15 protein-coding genes and 2 pseudogenes are annotated in these 14,888 nt (G+C 67.1%); 11 read left to right on the top strand and 6 right to left on the bottom strand.

The genetic code is table 11. The features are described from left to right. Positions 1 to 100: 100 nt before the first annotated feature. From secY to SKC42_RS02265, 6 genes are all read left to right on the top strand, one after another. Entirely contained in the window at positions 101 to 1,426 is a 1,326-nt protein-coding gene (secY, locus tag SKC42_RS02290; protein WP_330962703.1) for a preprotein translocase subunit SecY, read from the top strand. Further along, the gene (locus SKC42_RS02285; RefSeq protein ID WP_330962702.1) at positions 1,423 to 1,968 is read left to right on the top strand and encodes an adenylate kinase; all 546 of its coding nucleotides are present in this window, start codon (positions 1,423 to 1,425) and stop codon (positions 1,966 to 1,968) included. Before secY ends, SKC42_RS02285 begins: the two co-directional genes overlap by 4 nt. 2 nt (positions 1,969 to 1,970) lie before the next feature. Then, positions 1,971 to 2,771 (top strand): type I methionyl aminopeptidase, encoded by an 801-nt coding sequence (gene map / locus SKC42_RS02280; protein WP_330962701.1) that lies wholly within the window; start codon positions 1,971 to 1,973, stop codon positions 2,769 to 2,771. A 61-nt stretch (positions 2,772 to 2,832) separates the two neighbouring features. After that, positions 2,833 to 3,369 carry a sigma-70 family RNA polymerase sigma factor gene (locus SKC42_RS02275; RefSeq protein ID WP_442931961.1) on the top strand — a complete coding sequence of 179 codons (537 nt, stop codon included), beginning with the start codon at positions 2,833 to 2,835 and terminating at the stop codon, positions 3,367 to 3,369. Positions 3,370 to 3,401: 32 nt separating this feature from the next. Beyond that, complete coding sequence (locus tag SKC42_RS02270; RefSeq protein WP_330962699.1) at positions 3,402 to 4,136, top strand: anti-sigma factor family protein; 735 nt, start codon at positions 3,402 to 3,404, stop codon at positions 4,134 to 4,136. Between the two features lie 17 nt (positions 4,137 to 4,153). Continuing rightward, a complete protein-coding gene (locus tag SKC42_RS02265) occupies positions 4,154 to 4,660 on the top strand; it encodes a MarR family winged helix-turn-helix transcriptional regulator (protein WP_330962698.1) in 507 nt (168 codons plus the stop codon). 3 nt (positions 4,661 to 4,663) lie between these two features. On the opposite strand, the gene SKC42_RS02260 is transcribed toward SKC42_RS02265, so the two are convergent. Continuing rightward, positions 4,664 to 5,419, bottom strand: a complete 756-nt coding sequence (locus SKC42_RS02260; RefSeq protein ID WP_330962697.1) for an alpha/beta fold hydrolase — start codon at positions 5,417 to 5,419, stop codon at positions 4,664 to 4,666. Between the two features lie 230 nt (positions 5,420 to 5,649). On the opposite strand from SKC42_RS02260, the gene SKC42_RS02255 reads away from it, so the two are divergent. Beyond that, a complete protein-coding gene (locus tag SKC42_RS02255; RefSeq protein ID WP_330962696.1) occupies positions 5,650 to 6,255 on the top strand; it encodes a TetR/AcrR family transcriptional regulator in 606 nt (201 codons plus the stop codon). Here SKC42_RS02255 and mmsB read toward each other — a convergent pair. The 3 genes from mmsB to SKC42_RS02240 are packed head-to-tail and all read right to left on the bottom strand — an operon-like array spanning position 6,252 to position 9,852. Beyond that, positions 6,252 to 7,145, bottom strand: a complete 894-nt coding sequence (mmsB, locus tag SKC42_RS02250) for a 3-hydroxyisobutyrate dehydrogenase (RefSeq protein WP_330962695.1) — start codon at positions 7,143 to 7,145, stop codon at positions 6,252 to 6,254. The genes SKC42_RS02255 and mmsB overlap by 4 nt on opposite strands. A 10-nt stretch (positions 7,146 to 7,155) precedes the next feature. Next, positions 7,156 to 8,325, bottom strand: a complete 1,170-nt coding sequence (locus SKC42_RS02245) for an acyl-CoA dehydrogenase family protein (protein WP_330962694.1) — start codon at positions 8,323 to 8,325, stop codon at positions 7,156 to 7,158. Between the two features lie 6 nt (positions 8,326 to 8,331). Beyond that, on the bottom strand, positions 8,332 to 9,852 hold the full coding sequence (locus SKC42_RS02240; protein WP_330962693.1) for a CoA-acylating methylmalonate-semialdehyde dehydrogenase: 1,521 nt from the start codon (positions 9,850 to 9,852) through the stop codon (positions 8,332 to 8,334). Between the two features lie 120 nt (positions 9,853 to 9,972). On the opposite strand from SKC42_RS02240, the pseudogene SKC42_RS02235 reads away from it, so the two are divergent. The 3 genes and pseudogenes from SKC42_RS02235 (at position 9,973) to SKC42_RS02225 (ending at position 12,146) form a co-directional block, all read left to right on the top strand. Next, positions 9,973 to 10,796: pseudogene (locus SKC42_RS02235) on the top strand (DUF4226 domain-containing protein). A 98-nt stretch (positions 10,797 to 10,894) separates the two neighbouring features. Next, complete coding sequence (locus SKC42_RS02230) at positions 10,895 to 11,410, top strand: hypothetical protein (protein WP_330962969.1); 516 nt, start codon at positions 10,895 to 10,897, stop codon at positions 11,408 to 11,410. A 307-nt stretch (positions 11,411 to 11,717) separates the two neighbouring features. After that, positions 11,718 to 12,146: a GNAT family N-acetyltransferase gene (locus tag SKC42_RS02225; protein WP_330962692.1), complete on the top strand. Its 429-nt coding sequence runs from the start codon at positions 11,718 to 11,720 to the stop codon at positions 12,144 to 12,146. 54 nt (positions 12,147 to 12,200) lie between these two features. Here the strand turns inward: SKC42_RS02225 and istB are convergent, their stop codons facing one another. Together istB and SKC42_RS02215 are read right to left on the bottom strand one after the other, a co-directional pair. Beyond that, a complete protein-coding gene (gene istB, locus SKC42_RS02220) occupies positions 12,201 to 12,974 on the bottom strand; it encodes an IS21-like element helper ATPase IstB (protein ID WP_442931960.1) in 774 nt (257 codons plus the stop codon). 50 nt (positions 12,975 to 13,024) lie between these two features. Further along, positions 13,025 to 13,441, bottom strand: a pseudogene (locus SKC42_RS02215) (Mu transposase domain-containing protein); the annotation flags it as partial. A 183-nt stretch (positions 13,442 to 13,624) separates the two neighbouring features. Here SKC42_RS02215 and SKC42_RS02210 point away from each other — a divergent pair. After that, entirely contained in the window at positions 13,625 to 14,875 is a 1,251-nt protein-coding gene (locus SKC42_RS02210; protein ID WP_330962691.1) for an HNH endonuclease signature motif containing protein, read from the top strand. Positions 14,876 to 14,888: the final 13 nt, after the last annotated feature.

Below are 14,888 nucleotides of genomic sequence, written 5' to 3'. Positions count from 1 at the left end.
GCTGTTAGTCTCGTACACGATTTGACGCGCGACGCCGTACGTCCTGGCCTGCGGGTGGGCGCGTGATGCAGGACTGACCCCCGCTGCGCAGGAGGATAGAGTGCTTTCGGCTTTCATCTCGTCGCTGCGGACAGTCGACCTGAGACGGAAGATCTTTTTCACGCTTGGCATCATCCTTCTCTACCGGGTCGGCGCCGCACTTCCGTCTCCAGGTGTGAACTACCCGAACGTCCAGCAGTGCATCAAGGAGGCCAGCAGCGGCGCTGCCGGTCAGATTTACTCGCTGATCAACCTGTTCTCCGGGGGCGCACTGCTCAAGCTGACCGTGTTCGCGGTCGGGGTGATGCCCTACATCACCGCCAGCATCATCACCCAGCTGCTCACGGTGGTGATCCCGCGTTTCGAGGAGCTGCGCAAGGAAGGCCAGTCCGGCCAGGCCAAGATGACGCAGTACACGCGTTATCTGGCCGTCGCGCTGGCGATCCTGCAGGCCACCAGCATCGTGGCCCTGGCGGCGAACGGTGGGCTGTTGCAGGGCTGCTCGCTGGACATCATCGCCGACCAGAGCATCTTCACGCTGGTGGTCATCGTGCTGGTGATGACAGCCGGCGCGGCGCTGGTGATGTGGATGGGCGAGCTGATCACCGAGCGCGGCATCGGCAACGGCATGTCGCTCCTGATCTTCGTCGGCATCGCCGCGCGCATCCCCGGGGAGGGCAAGACCATCCTGGACAGCCGGGGCGGGGCCATCTTCGCGGCGGTCTGCGTCGCGGCGCTGGCGATCATCGTCGGCGTGGTGTTCGTCGAGCAGGGCCAGCGCCGCATCCCCGTCCAGTACGCCAAGCGCATGGTCGGCCGCCGCATGTATGGCGGCACCTCGACGTACCTGCCGCTCAAGGTCAACCAGGCCGGCGTCATCCCGGTGATCTTCGCGTCGTCGCTCATCTACATCCCGCACCTGATCACCCAGCTGGTGCGCAGCGGCAGCGGCGGCGTGGGCAACAGCTGGTGGGACAAGTTCGTCGGCACCTATCTGTCCGACCCGAGCCACCCCGTCTACATCAGCATTTACTTCGGCCTGATCATCTTCTTCACGTACTTCTACGTCTCGGTCACGTTCAACCCGGACGAGCGCGCCGACGAGATGAAGAAGTTCGGTGGGTTTATCCCCGGCATCCGGCCGGGCAAGCCTACCGCCGACTACCTGCGCTATGTGCTCAGCCGGATCACGCTGCCCGGCTCGATCTACCTCGGCGCAATAGCGGTTTTGCCGAACATGTTCCTGCAGATCGGCAACGGCGGGGCGGTGCAGAACTTGCCGTTCGGCGGCACCGCGGTTTTGATCATGATTGGCGTCGGTTTGGATACGGTCAAGCAGATCGAGAGTCAGCTCATGCAGCGCAACTATGAAGGGTTCCTGAAGTGAGAGTCGTTTTGCTGGGACCGCCCGGGGCGGGCAAGGGAACGCAGGCCCAGAAGCTCTCCGAGAAGCTCGGCATCCCGCAGATCTCCACGGGGGAACTGTTCCGCAGCAACATCGAGAACGGAACCAAGCTCGGTGTGGAGGCCAAGCGCTACCTGGACGCCGGCGACCTGGTCCCCTCCGACCTGACCAACCAGCTCGTCGACGACCGGCTGAACGACCCCGACGCCGCGAACGGCTTCATCCTGGACGGGTATCCGCGCTCGCTCGAGCAGGCCAAGGCCCTGCACGAGATGCTCGAACGTCGCGGCACCGACATCGACGCGGTGCTGGAATTCCGCGTCTCGGAGGACGAGTTGCTGCAGCGGCTCAAGGGCCGCGGCCGTGCCGACGACACCGACGACATCATCCTCAACCGGATGCGGGTCTACCGCGACGAGACCGCCCCGCTGCTGGAGTATTACAGCGACGAGTTGAAGACCGTCGACGCCGTCGGCTCCCTGGACGAGGTTTTCGCCCGCGCGCTCCGGGCGCTGGGCAAGTAAGCATGAAGACGCTGGGCCGCCTGCGCAGCCGCAGGGTCGTACCGCAGCGCACCCCCGCCGAGCTCGACGCGATGGCGGCGGCGGGCGCCGTGGTGGCCGCCGCGCTGCGCGCCGTCCAGGCCGCCGCGGTCGCTGGCGCGTCGACCCTGAGCCTCGACGAGATCGCCGAATCCGTGATCCGCGAGGCCGGCGCCATCCCGTCGTTCCTGGGCTACCACGGTTACCCGGCGTCGATCTGCGCGTCCGTCAACGACCGGGTTGTCCATGGCATCCCGTCCGCGGCGGAGATCCTGGTGCCCGGGGACCTGGTGTCCATCGACTGCGGCGCGGTGCTCGACGGCTGGCACGGCGACGCCGCGGTCACCTTCGGCATCGGGACTCTCGACCCGGCCGACGAAGCGCTCAGCGACGCGACCAGGGCGTCGCTGGAGGCCGGGATCGCGGCGATGGTCGCCGGCAACCGGTTGACCGACGTGGCGCACGCCATCGAACTGGGCACACGCGCGGCCGAGGCCCGCCACGGCCGGGCCTTCGGCATCGTGGAGGGCTACGGCGGGCACGGCATCGGCCGGCATATGCACATGGATCCGTTCCTGCCCAACGAAGGTTCGCCCGGCCGGGGCCCGACTCTGGCGCCGGGCTCCGTGTTGGCCATCGAGCCGATGCTGACGCTCGGGACGGGCAAGACGGTGGTGCAGGACGACGAGTGGACGGTGACCACCGCCGACGGGTCCCGTGCCGCGCACTGGGAGCACACCGTGGCCGTCACCGACGCGGGGCCGCGCATACTGACACTAAGTTAGGCCCCTGAACTAAACACCAGGTCCGCTCGTATTTGTAGGCGGAGGTGATCGAGTGGCTCGTGTGACCGGCACTTGGGGAGCGTCCGGGGCCGCCGAGGCCGCTCTGATGAAGGCGCTCTACGACGAGCACGCGGCGGTCCTGTGGCGCTATGCGCTGCGGCTGACCGGCGACGCGAGCCTGTCGGAGGACGTCGTCCAAGAGACTCTGTTGCGGGCGTGGCAACATCCGGAGGTCATCGGCGACACGGAGCGGTCGGCGCGGGCCTGGTTGTTCACCGTCGCCCGGAACATGATCATCGACGACCGGCGTAGCGCGCGATATCGCAACGTCGTCGGGTCGACGGACGAATCGGGTACCCCGGAGCAGTCGACTCCGGACGAGGTCAATGCGGCCCTGGACCGGTTGCTGATCGCCGATGCGATGGCCCAGCTTTCGGGCGAGCATCGGGCCGTGATCGAACGGTCGTACTACCGGGGCTGGACCACCGCGCAGATCGCCGCCGACCTCGGAATCGCCGAGGGGACAGTGAAGTCGCGACTACACTATGCCGTACGGGCGTTGCGGCTCACTCTCCAGGAACTTGGAGTCACGCGATGACGTGCTCTCAGATGCTTGAAGGGTGACAGGAGATGGACAACATGAGGACGCCGGTAGAAGGCCAGGTCGGGGGCAGCGGTCCGCCCCGTGACCGGTACGCGATGTGGGATGCCGCATACGTGCTGGGGTCGTTGTCGCCGGCCGACCGCCGCGAATTCGAGGATCACATGGCCGGTTGCCCGGCCTGCCGCGAGGCCGTCGCCGACCTCAGCGGCGTGCCGGCCCTGCTCTCGCAGCTGAGCCACCGGGACGTGGCGGCCATGGACGAGCCGGGTGCGGTCCCGTCGACTCCGGAACTGGCGCCGGGGCTCCTGCCGTCGCTGCTGGCCACGGTTCGCTGGCGTCGGCGCCGCACCCGCGTCGTGACCTTGATGGCCGCGGCGGCCGTGCTGCTGGGCGTCGGCGTGTTTGTCGGTGTCGAGCAGTTCTCGTCGCTGCCCACGCCGCAGGTGGCCGCGTCCTCGCAGCCGATGGCGCAGATCGGCACCAATCTGCTGACGTCGACCGTGCAGCTGAACAGTCAGCACTGGGGCACGGCGATCAATTTGAACTGTGTCTGCCTGGCCCCGCTAACCGCGCACCACGACACCCTGGCGATGGTGGTGGTGGGCCGAGACGGTAGCCAGACGCGCCTGGCGACGTGGGTGGCCGAGCCCGGCCACACCGCGACGCCCGCGGGCAGCATCTCGACGCCGGTCGATCAGATCGCCGCCGTGCAGGTGGTCTCCGCCGACAACGGACAGGTGTTGCTGCAGCGTTCGCTGTAAGTGCGGTATGAAGGGGCGTGGCCGCCGCACAACCTCGACACCGCGACCCGATCGCGCTCGCCCGCGCCAACTGGGAGCACGCTGGCTGGGGCGACGTCGCGCAGGGCATGGTCGCGGTGACGTCCGTGATGCGGGCGCACCAGATTCTGCTCGCGCGAGTCGAATCCGCCTTGCGCCCTTACGATCTCAGTTTTTCCCGGTTCGAGTTGCTGCGGCTGCTGGCGTTCAGTCGAACCGGTGCCCTGCCGATCACCAAGGCATCTGACCGGCTGCAGGTACACGTCACGAGCGTGACGCACGCGATCCGCCGGCTCGAGGCCGACGGGCTGGTGAAGCGGGTGCCGCACCCCACCGACGGCCGGACGACGCTGGTGGAGATCACCGATCTGGGCCGCTCCACCGTCGAGGACGCCACCGTCACGCTCAACGAGCAGGTGTTCGCCGATATCGGGATGTCCGACACCGAATCGCGCGCCCTGGTCTCCTCGGTGGAGACGTTGCGGCGCAACGCTGGCGACTTCTGAGTTTCACCGCCGCCGTATCGCCGCGGCGACGGCCGTTGCGGCTTCGGACTGGGGGTAGTGGCCGACCCCTGGAAGTTCGGTCACGGAGGCGCGCGGCAGGACCTCGGTGGCCCGGTCGAGGACGTGGCGGCCCGATACGGGATCGTCGAGCCCCCACACCAGCTGCAGCGGCCCGTTCCACTCGGCCAACGCCGCTTCCCAGCGGCGGTGATGGGTCGCCCGCTCGGCGTTGTACCTGATCAGCAGGTGCGCCAGCTTGTGGCCGCCGTCTCGTGACATGCCCAGCCACAGGTCGTCGAATTCGGTGTCGGTAAGCCGTGATCCGCGCACCGCGTCGAGCCCGGACCGGACCCGCGCGGCGTCGACGCGGGCCGCCAGCAGCCTGCCGACGACCGGCATGATCAGTAGCCTCTGCAGGCGGGTCGGGCGGTAGGCGCTGTAGACGATGCCACAGTTCAAGACGACGAGGCGGTCGATGGTGAAGCTGAGGCGTCCTCGATTGGCGCGGTCGGCGAGCTCCTGCCCGACGATGCCGCCGTAGTCGTGGACCACCAGGGTCGCCGCGTGCATGCCGAGGTGGGCGGCGAGATCCTCGACGGTGTCCGCGGATTCGGCCACCGAGTAGTCGTACGGGTTCGGCTTGTCCGACGCGCCGTAGCCCAGGAAGTCCAGGGTGATGACGTCGTGGTCCCGAGCGAGATCGCCGGCCAGCGCGGCGTAGTCGTAAGACCAGGTCGGGAAACCGTGCAGCAGCAGCACTGTCGGTCCCCTCCCGCGCCGCCGATACGCGATGCGATGGCCCCGCCGGCTGGTGAGGGTTTCGTTTTCCCCGATCCATGCTGCGGCCCCGGGTAGTTCGCCTTGGTCGATCACGATGACACCTCGTCGTGGTCATGCCGCTTCGATGCAGTGGCAAATCCAGATACAGTTGTGTATCAGAATGCGGTTCTGACACGCTGGTGTCAAGCGCATGAATCAGGAGGCTGCCGATGGTTCGCTTGAGCCGCACCGAGCAACGGGAACAGACCCGCCAACGGCTCGTCGAAGCCGCGGGACGGGTGTTCTGCCGTGTCGGCTTCGAGGCCGCACCTATCGACGTCATCGCCGACGAGGCCGGCTTCTCGCGCGGCGCGTTCTACTCGAACTTCGATTCGAAGGACGAGCTGTTTCTCGAGCTCATCCGCCACCACCTCGACGAGGAGATCGAGACGCTCAGCCGTGCGCTCGACCGCATCAAGTCCGCCGACGGCCTCGCTCCCGCGATCGAACGCCGCTACCGGGTGCTCGGCGAGGACAGCAGCTGGTGCCTGCTGACCACCGAGTTCCAGCTCTACTCGATGCGCGGGGGCGCCAAAGCCGACGAGTTCGGGGAGATCTACGAGTCCTACCGGCGCCGGCTGGGCGAACTGATCGGCACCCATTTCGCGCGCCTCGGCATCGAATCCGCGCTCAGTCCTTACGAATTCGGCGTCTCGCAGATCGCGCTCTCGCACGGGTTGGCGCTGCAACGGGCGGCCAACGGGTCGCTGAAGGCGAATCTCCCGGCGCGCGCGCTGGCGACCTTCGTTCGCGGCGCCCTCGCCGAGAACCGTTAGCCGTTGCGGAGCATCTCGATGACGGCGCTGAAGTCCAGGGTGGCGTGGGACGCGTCGGAAGCGGCGAACTGAGCGTAGATGTCGGCGGCGTGCGTACCCAGCGGAGCGGACGAACCCGTGGAGGCGACCGCGTCCATCGCAAGCCCGAGGTCCTTGTTCATCAACGCCGTCGCGAAGCCCGGCTTGAAGTCGTTGTTGGCCGGAGACGTCGGCACCGGGCCCGGCACCGGGCAGTTGGTGTGCACCGCCCAGCAATTGCCGGTGGCGCCCGTGATGACGTCGAAGAGGGACTGGGCGGACAGTCCCAGCTTCTCGGCCAGCACGAATGCCTCGCCGATCGCGATCTGCTGCACCGCCAGCACCATGTTGTTGCAGACCTTGGCGGCCTGACCCGCCCCGGCGGCGCCGCAGTGAATCACCTTGCCCGCCATGGGTTCCAGCATCGGGCGCGCCCGCTGCAGCGCGGATTCGTCCCCGCCGACCATGAACGCCAGCGTGCCGGCCACGGCGCCCTTGACGCCGCCGGACACCGGCGCGTCCAGCTGCGCGACCCCGCGGGACGCCGCCAGCTCGTGGACCTCGCGTGCGTCGTTCACCGAGATCGTCGAGCTGTCGATGAACAACGCCCCCGGTTGCGCCGCCGGCAGGATCTCGGCATAGCAGCGTTTGACCACGTTCCCATTGGGCAGCATCGTGATGACCACGTCGGCGTCCTCGACCGCATCGGCGGCGCTGTCGAACACCGCGACGCCGTGGCCGGTCGCGGCCGCCGCTGCCGCGGGCACCGGGTCGAACCCGCGCACCCTGTAGCCGGCTCGCACCAGATTGGCCGACATGGGCCCACCCATGTTGCCCAGTCCGAGGAAAGCAATGCTGGCAAGCTGAGCCATGGTCGCCTTTCTAAGCCGTTTTGCGGAACCGCGAGGCCTCGGCCCGCCCGACGACCACCCGCATGATTTCGTTGGTGCCCTCCAGGATCCGATGCACGCGCAGGTCGCGGACGATCTTCTCCAGGCCGTATTCCCGCAGGTAACCGTATCCGCCGTGCAGCTGCAGTGCCTTGTCGGCAACCTCGAAGCAGGTGTCGGTGACGTAGCGCTTGGCCATCGCGCACAGCTCGACCTTGTCGGGATCGTCCGCGTCGAGCGCACTTGCGGCCCGCCACAGCATCATTCGTGACGTCTCAAGGCCGGTAGCCATGTCGGCCAGGGTGAACCGCACCGTCGGCTCATCGAGCAGCGCCTTGCCGAACGCCTGCCGTTCCCGCACGTAGGCCCCGGCCTTATCGAAGGCGGCCTGCGCGCCGCCCAGCGAGCAGGCCGCGATGTTGAGCCGGCCGCCGTTGAGGCCGTTCATAGCGATGCCGAACCCGGCGCCCTCGCCGTCCGCGCCGCCCAGCATCGCATCGGCGGGCACCCGCACCCCCTCCAGGATCACCTGCGCGGTGGGTTGCGCGTGCCAGCCCATCTTCTCTTCCGGCGCGCCGAAACTCACCCCGGCAGCGCCCTTTTCGACGATGAACGTCGAGATGCCACGCGGTCCGGGCTGTTCCGGTCCACCCGTTCGTGCCATCACGACGTAGACGTCCGAGGCGCCGGCGCCGGAGATGAACTGCTTGACGCCGTCCAGCACGTAGTCACCGCCGTGTCTGACCGCACGCGTGCTCAGCGCGCTGGCGTCCGATCCGGCCCCGGGCTCGGTGAGGCAGTAGCTGGCGATGACGTCCATCGCGGCCAGGCGCGGTACCCACGTCTTACGCTGCTCCGGGGTGCCGAACGTGTCGATCATCCACGCACACATGTTGTGGATGGACAGGAAGGCCGCGGTGGTCGGGTCGGCGACGGCCAGCTGCTCGAAGATGCGGACCCCGTCGAGGCGGCGCAACCCGCTGCCGCCGACGTCCTCGCGGCAGTAGATCGCTGCCATACCGAGCTCGGCGGACTCGCGCAGGACGTCCGTCGGGAAATGCTTGGCGGCGTCCCAGTCCAGGGCGTGCGGGGCGAGCCGTTTGGCGGCGAACGCCGCGGCCGTCTCGGTGATGACGCGCTCGTCATCGTTCAGGGTGAACATAGGGTCCTAATCCATTGTGGGGATGATGAATTCGGCGCCGTCCTTGATGCCGGACGGCCACCGCGACGTCACTGTCTTGGTCTTGGTGTAGAAGATGATGGACGAGGGGCCATGCTGGTTGAGGTCACCGAAGCCCGAGCGCTTCCAACCGCCAAAGGTGTGGTAGGCCACCGGAACCGGGATCGGCACGTTCACACCGACCATGCCCACCTGCACCCGGGAGACGAAGTCGCGGGCGGCGTCGCCGTCGCGGGTGAAGACCGCCACGCCGTTGCCGTACTCGTGCTCCGAGGGCAACCGCAGCGCCTCTTCGTAATCGTGGGCGCGCACGATGCACAGCACCGGCCCGAAAATCTCGTCGGTGTAGATCGACATGTCGGGGGTGACGTGGTCGAACAGCGTTGGGCCGATGAAGAATCCGCCCTCGAGGTTGGCGTCACCGAAGGTCAGGTCGTCGCTGGCCCGCTCACGGCCGTCGACCACGAGCTCGGCGCCCGCCTCGACGCCCTGGGCGATGTAGCCGCGCACCCGCGCCAGCGCGGCCTCGGTGATCAGGGGTCCGTAGTCGGCCTTGGGGTCCAGGCTGTGGCCCACCCGCAGGTTGTTGATTCGCTCGACAAGCCTGGCGCGCAACCGTTCCGCGGTCTGTTCGCCGACGGGCACCGCGACGCTGATCGCCATGCACCGCTCGCCGGCGCTGCCGTACCCGGCCCCGATCAGCGCGTCGACGGCCTGGTCAAGGTCGGCGTCGGGCATCACGATCATGTGGTTCTTGGCGCCGCCGAAGCACTGCGACCGCTTGCCGGTGGCCGCGGCAGTCGCGTAGATGTACTGGGCGATGTCGGAGCTGCCGACGAAACCCACCGCCTGGATGTTCCGGTGGTGCAGGATGGCGTCGACGGCCTCCTTGTCGCCGTGCACCACCTGGAACACGCCGGGCGGCAGGCCGGCCTCGAGGAACAGCTCGGCCAGCCGCACCGGGACCGACGGGTCGCGCTCGCTGGGCTTGAGGATGAACGCGTTGCCGCAGGCGAGGGCCGGCCCCGCCTTCCACAGCGGGATCATCGCCGGGAAGTTGAACGGCGTGATGCCGGCAACCACACCCAGCGGCTGGCGCAGCGAGTACACGTCGATGCCCGGGCCGGCGCCCTCGCTGTACTCGCCCTTGAGCAGGTGGGGGATGCCGATGGCGAACTCGATCACCTCGATGCCGCGTTGGATGTCGCCGCGCGCGTCGGCGACGGTCTTGCCGTGCTCCAGCGACAGCAGCTCGGCCAGCTCGTCCATGTGCTGGTTGACCAGATCGATGAAGCGCATCATCACCCGGGCGCGGCGCTGCGGGTTCCATGCCGCCCAACCCTTTTGGGCCTCGACGGCCGACGCGACCGCTACGTCGATGTCCGCCTGGCCGGCCATCGGCACCTGCGCCTGCACCTGCCCTGTGCTGGGGTTGAACACGTCAGCGGTGCGGGCGGACGTGCCGGCGGCACGCTTGCCGTCGATGAAGTGCGGGATCTGTGTGGTCATCGTGTCCTCGTATGTCTCTACTCGCCAAAGAGGGGATAGTTGCATATCCTAGTAACTGGCGCCGGACGTGGCAAGAAAGGTGACTTGTCGCTGGTTGTCGCTGGTGAATAGCGTTTCGACGTGGCGGAAGAGACTGGTCTCGGTGCAGACGCGGCGCGGGGATGTGAAGCGGTGCTCGCCAGGGCTCTCCGAGTGCCCAGCGAGGCCGATGAGCTCGTCGCTCCGACGCTGCAGGCCGCCTATGAGGGCGCCGTGCGTGGGCGACGGCAGATCGACGCGATCAGCGCCGAAATCGAGACTGCCGTCGCGAACCAGGAGTCTTTCGCTCCGGACACCCCGCCGGGTGCGACGGCCTTCTCCCAATTTCTGGCGGCCAAGACGCGAGAAATCACTCGAGTCGTTGAGGGGACCGCTGCGGATTCCCGAGTGTGGGTGGGGATTCTCAGGGGCCGTCCTATCAAGCCGTCGGATTCGGCCCCGAGCCGTTGGGGCCCCCTCCCGCGCCAGTGCCATTCCCTCCTTATCAGCCCAAGGTGTGGGGGCATGCCGGGCACGCGGGCAGGACCCGGGCAAAGTCGTCAGGACGTTCTACCACGCGCCGATCAGCGCGGGATTCCGCTCGTTGCCTGGGGGTGATTCAGCGTTGTACTGCGGCAATGACAAATTACGGGCTGCTGCACATCGAGAAAGAACATGAGGACCATTGGGATCTGGTAGCCAACTCACGATGGCCGACCGCGGGCAATTGGCGGTACCTCGCTGATTACTCGACAGCTCAGACCCTGGCTTGCCCAGAACGGGTGGAGAACAACCAAGACAATGACACGTTTGCCCTGTACCGGAGGATCTCGAGCTCGGACGGCACTTACGTCTTCACCACCCGCGTAGTCATTTCCGCGACCGACGGGAAGGTCATCACGGCATTCCCCCAGACGAAGGGATAGGCGGCTTGACGGATCAAGATGCTGAGCCGCCGCGTAGCTATGCGGGACGTCGCAATCTCATTGCCCGGAAGCTGGAGCCTTATTTCGGCATCAGCGCCATGGCGCCGACCAACATGCGGCCCACCTCGGAGGCTGCCCAGAAGTTCTGGGAGAACTCGCTGTTGTGCGGCTGGGCAGACCAGGAAACCGGGCGCAGCCGCAGCGTGACTGTGTCGATCTATCAAGCTGCAGACGGCGAACAGCGGGCGAACGAAATCCGAGAGATGATCCGCGAGGAATGCGTGCCGGGCCTGGACTTGCATCGGCCGAATCCGGAAGCCTATGAAATCGCCGGTGCTCGACCCGGCGAATACGTGTTTGTGCTGTATTACCTGGGCCATGTGAGGGCGGTGGTGGGGGACTGCGTGGTTCACATCATGCCAATGGGCACCGGGATCGATTTGAGCGAACTGGCCGATGTCGCAGTACATATCGGCCTTTCGGTGGGGTGCTCAGCGTACGAGAACGACTGCACGCTGCCGAAGCTTCCGGAAGCCTGGCTCAATCAGCCGGCGGGATGGACCACGGAAGGCATTCCCCCGTACTTACCGGGGTTATCGGACCCGAAGGGATAGCCGTCAGGCGCGTGCGCAGCATCGAGGCCGACAGGCTGGTCGTCAGCGCGGGCGCAATGGGCCAAGGGATAGGCGGTGTGACGGAACAAGATGCTGAGCCGCCGCGTAGCTATGCGGGGCGTCGCAATCTCATTGCGGCGAATACGTGTTCGCGCTGTTGTCAACGTCGGATTGGAATCGACCCCTCCGCGACGGATTGGGATTGACACCCACAGGTGGTGTCTGCGGGGCTCGACGGTCTTGGCTGAGCTGAAATGATGGTGTTGTGGAGTCGTCGGCAGCGGGGGGTTTGCACGTTCGTCGGATAGTGCGTGCCGACTGGGAGTGGATTGCGGGTTGGTTCGAGGATGTGGAACTCAGCCGCAAGCTGGGTCCGCTCGATCGGGACTGGCTCGAACACGTCTTATCGTCAGACGACGGTGTTGAGCTAGTGATTACTGCTGCCGATGGTGCAGCGGTGGGTCTCACCGGGTGCGCCTGGGATCCTGCGGGTGACGCGCACGCGATCACCGACCTGGCTGTCTGCCCGCAGAGGCGGCGTTCAGGTCTGGGGCGTCAGGTGTTGGCCTCGGTGTTGGCCTGGGACGGGCATCCGCCGACGCAGCAGTGGATCGCATTCGTCGATCCGGACAATCGCCCGGCGTTCGATTTCTTTGCCTCGATGGGTTGGCATCTCGACGGTTTCGACGACGGTATGCACCGGTTTTCGCACCAGTATCGAACTGGTGCGGTGTGACGTCCTTATGGTGCCGCGCGGCGTGATCGCGGTGCGGTAGTGAGGGGGCTTGGCTCAGTCGGTGGTGCGGTCCTTGGCGAGTAGTTGGCGCCGTGCCCGGGTGCGGTAGGAGTCCCCGGTCAGGGTGAGTACTTCGGCGTGGTGGACGAGTCGGTCGATCATCGCTGCGGCGACGACGTCGTCGGAGAACGTCTCGCCCCACCGGCCGAACGGGAGGTTGCTGGTGACCATGATCGACCCGATCTCGTAGCGGGAGGCGATCAACTGGAAGAACAGGTTCGCCGCGTCTTGGTCGAACGGAATGTAGCCGACTTCGTCGATGATGATGAGCTTGTAGCGGCGGATCTTCTTCAGCTCGGCTTCCAGTCGGTTGGCCTGGTGGGCGGCGCCGAGGCGGGCGATCCAGTTCGACGCGGTGTCGAACAGCACCGAGTAGCCGGCGTGGGCGGCCTTGATGCCCAACCCGATCGCGAGGTGGGTCTTCCCGATACCCGGTGGTCCGAGCAGGATCACGTTCTCCGCCTTCGGGACGAAGGTGCCGGTAGCCAAGTGCGCCAATATGTCTCGGCGCAGTGAGGGTAGATGGTCGAGGTTGAAGTCCTCCAAGGTCTTGACTTGGGGGAAGTGGGCGGTGCGGATCCGCATGATCGTGCCGGCGGACTCGCGGTCGGCGACTTGGCGCTGCAATAAGGCGGCGAGGTATTCCTCGTGGGACCAGTTCTCGTCGTGGGCCTGATCGGCCAGGTCCTCCCAGCACCGTCCGATGGTGGGGGTCTTGAGGACTCGGGTCAGGTAGGCCAGCTGCGAAGGTAATCCGTCAGCCGGTATCCGGGAGTCCTTGAGCGCGGTGGGTTCAGCGGTGGTCTTGGTTGTGGTGGTCACGATGGTGTGTTCTCCGTAGCGATGGGTGGGGTGTCGTCGAACGGTGTGGGGTCGGTGGTGAAGTCGACGCCGAACAGGGCGTCGTAGTCCGGGAGCGCCCGTAGCGCCACGGCGTGGCCGTCGAGGTGATGGCGGGTGGCGCGGCGGCGCTGGCGTTGGCGGTCGATGTGCTGATGACGCAGCACCGCAGCCGAAGCCACATGGCCGGGATCGGTGATGACCGCATGCTTGGCCCAGCAGCGATCGTGGCGGGCGACTACCTGGCCGTCGCAGGAGATCAGGACCTCGGTCAGGCTGGCGGTGACGTCGACGAACCCACCGATGACCCGCGGGTCGACCGAGTAGTCGCACCCATCGACGCGAACGTAATAGTCACGGGCCAAACGGATTCGGTAAGATACCGGGCCTCTCGGACCCGAACGAATAGCCCTTCGGGCGGATGCGCACCGTCGGGGCCGGCTACCTAGTCGTCGACGCGGGCGCCACGGCATGGCGTTGATCGGCGAATCGAGTTTCGCGGTGTCTGTCGTAGCGGGTAGAGCTGTTGCAGTCCGGTTGGGCCGGGTTTTGTCGGTGGTGGTTGCGATGATGGCGTCATGTCTTCGACCGGATCTGCTGACGCCGTGGCGGTGAGTCCTGGCGAGCGTCTTGAGGTGTTGTTCGAGGAGTTGGCGGAGTTGACCGGTCAGCGCAATGCGATTGACGGGCGCCTGGTGGAGATCGTCGCCGAGATTGATCGGGATCAATTGGGTGGCATCACCGGGGCGCGGTCGGTGCCGGCTTTGGTGGCCTGGAAGACCGGTTGCTCGCCGGCCACCGCCCACACCCTCACCACTGTCGCGCGCCGGCTTGCGGAGTTCCCGCGCTGCGCCCAGGGCCTGCGGGAGGGCCGGTTGTCGCTGGATCAGGTCGGGGTCATCGCAGCCCGGGCCGGCGAGGGCTCCGATGAGCACTACGCGCAGCTGGCCGGGGTCGCCACGGTCACCCAGCTGCGTACCGCGATCAAGCTCGAACCCCGCCCCGAACTTGACCCCCGACCCGAATCGCAGCGCTCGATCACCAAGACCAGCAACGGGCAGGGCAGCTGTTATCGGATCACCCTTCCGCACCCCGACGCGGCGAAATTCGACACCGCGCTGGCGTCGCATCGGGAGGCGCTGATCGCCGAATGGAAGCACGATCACGGCGACGGCAAGGGCGCCCCAGATCAGCGGCCGCCGCTGCCGGGCACCCTCGAGGCGTTTCTACGCCTGGTCGAGGCGGGCTGGGACGCCGATGCGGCCCGCCGCCCCCACGGGCAGCACACCACCGTGGTGGTCCACCTCGACGTCGAGCGACGCGCCGCTGCAGTGCATCTGGGTCCGCTGCTATCCGACGCCGACCGCCGCTACCTGACCTGCGACGCCACGTGTGAAGTGTGGTTGGAACGCCACGGCGAGCCCATCGGTGCCGGCCGGGCGACCCGGCTGATCAACCGGCGGCTTCGCCGCGCCCTGGAGTACCGCGACCGGTGCTGTGCGGTTCCCGGCTGTGGTGCCACCCGCGGCCTGCACGCCCACCACCTGCGGCACTGGGAAGACGGCGGCCCCACCGAATTGGCCAACCTGGTGCTGCTCTGCCCCTATCACCACCGGCTGCACCACCGCGGCGTCATTACCATCGCCGGACCCGCAGACGCTCTGCGCGTCACCGACAACGCCGGCCAAGTACTGAGCCCAGGATCGCTGGCGCGCCCACCCACTGGGCCCCCGCCCGCCGTCCCACCGTGCCCCGGGCCCACCGGCGAGCGCGCCCAATGGTGGTGGTACGACCCCTACCAACCCCCACCGCCGGTCAAACCGACCTAGTGTCCTGAGTCGT

Source organism: Mycobacterium sp. 050134 (genome assembly GCF_036409085.1).
Taxonomy (GTDB): Bacteria; Actinomycetota; Actinomycetes; order Mycobacteriales; family Mycobacteriaceae; genus Mycobacterium.
This window is presented reverse-complemented; position numbering and strand designations above follow the sequence as displayed.

What these genes read in the sequence shown, in the direction of transcription:
- map (WP_330962701.1), top strand. Translation starts at nt 1,971, where the DNA reads ATGAAGACGCTGGGCCGCCTGCGCAGCCGCAGGGTCGTACCGCAGCGC.
- SKC42_RS02270 (WP_330962699.1), top strand. Translation starts at nt 3,402, where the DNA reads ATGGACAACATGAGGACGCCGGTAGAAGGCCAGGTCGGGGGCAGCGGT.
- SKC42_RS02255 (WP_330962696.1), top strand. Translation starts at nt 5,650, where the DNA reads ATGGTTCGCTTGAGCCGCACCGAGCAACGGGAACAGACCCGCCAACGG.
- mmsB (WP_330962695.1), bottom strand. Translation starts at nt 7,145, where the DNA reads ATGGCTCAGCTTGCCAGCATTGCTTTCCTCGGACTGGGCAACATGGGT.
- SKC42_RS02245 (WP_330962694.1), bottom strand. Translation starts at nt 8,325, where the DNA reads ATGTTCACCCTGAACGATGACGAGCGCGTCATCACCGAGACGGCCGCG.
- SKC42_RS02240 (WP_330962693.1), bottom strand. Translation starts at nt 9,852, where the DNA reads ATGACCACACAGATCCCGCACTTCATCGACGGCAAGCGTGCCGCCGGC.
- SKC42_RS02230 (WP_330962969.1), top strand. Translation starts at nt 10,895, where the DNA reads ATGGCGCCGACCAACATGCGGCCCACCTCGGAGGCTGCCCAGAAGTTC.
- SKC42_RS02210 (WP_330962691.1), top strand. Translation starts at nt 13,625, where the DNA reads ATGTCTTCGACCGGATCTGCTGACGCCGTGGCGGTGAGTCCTGGCGAG.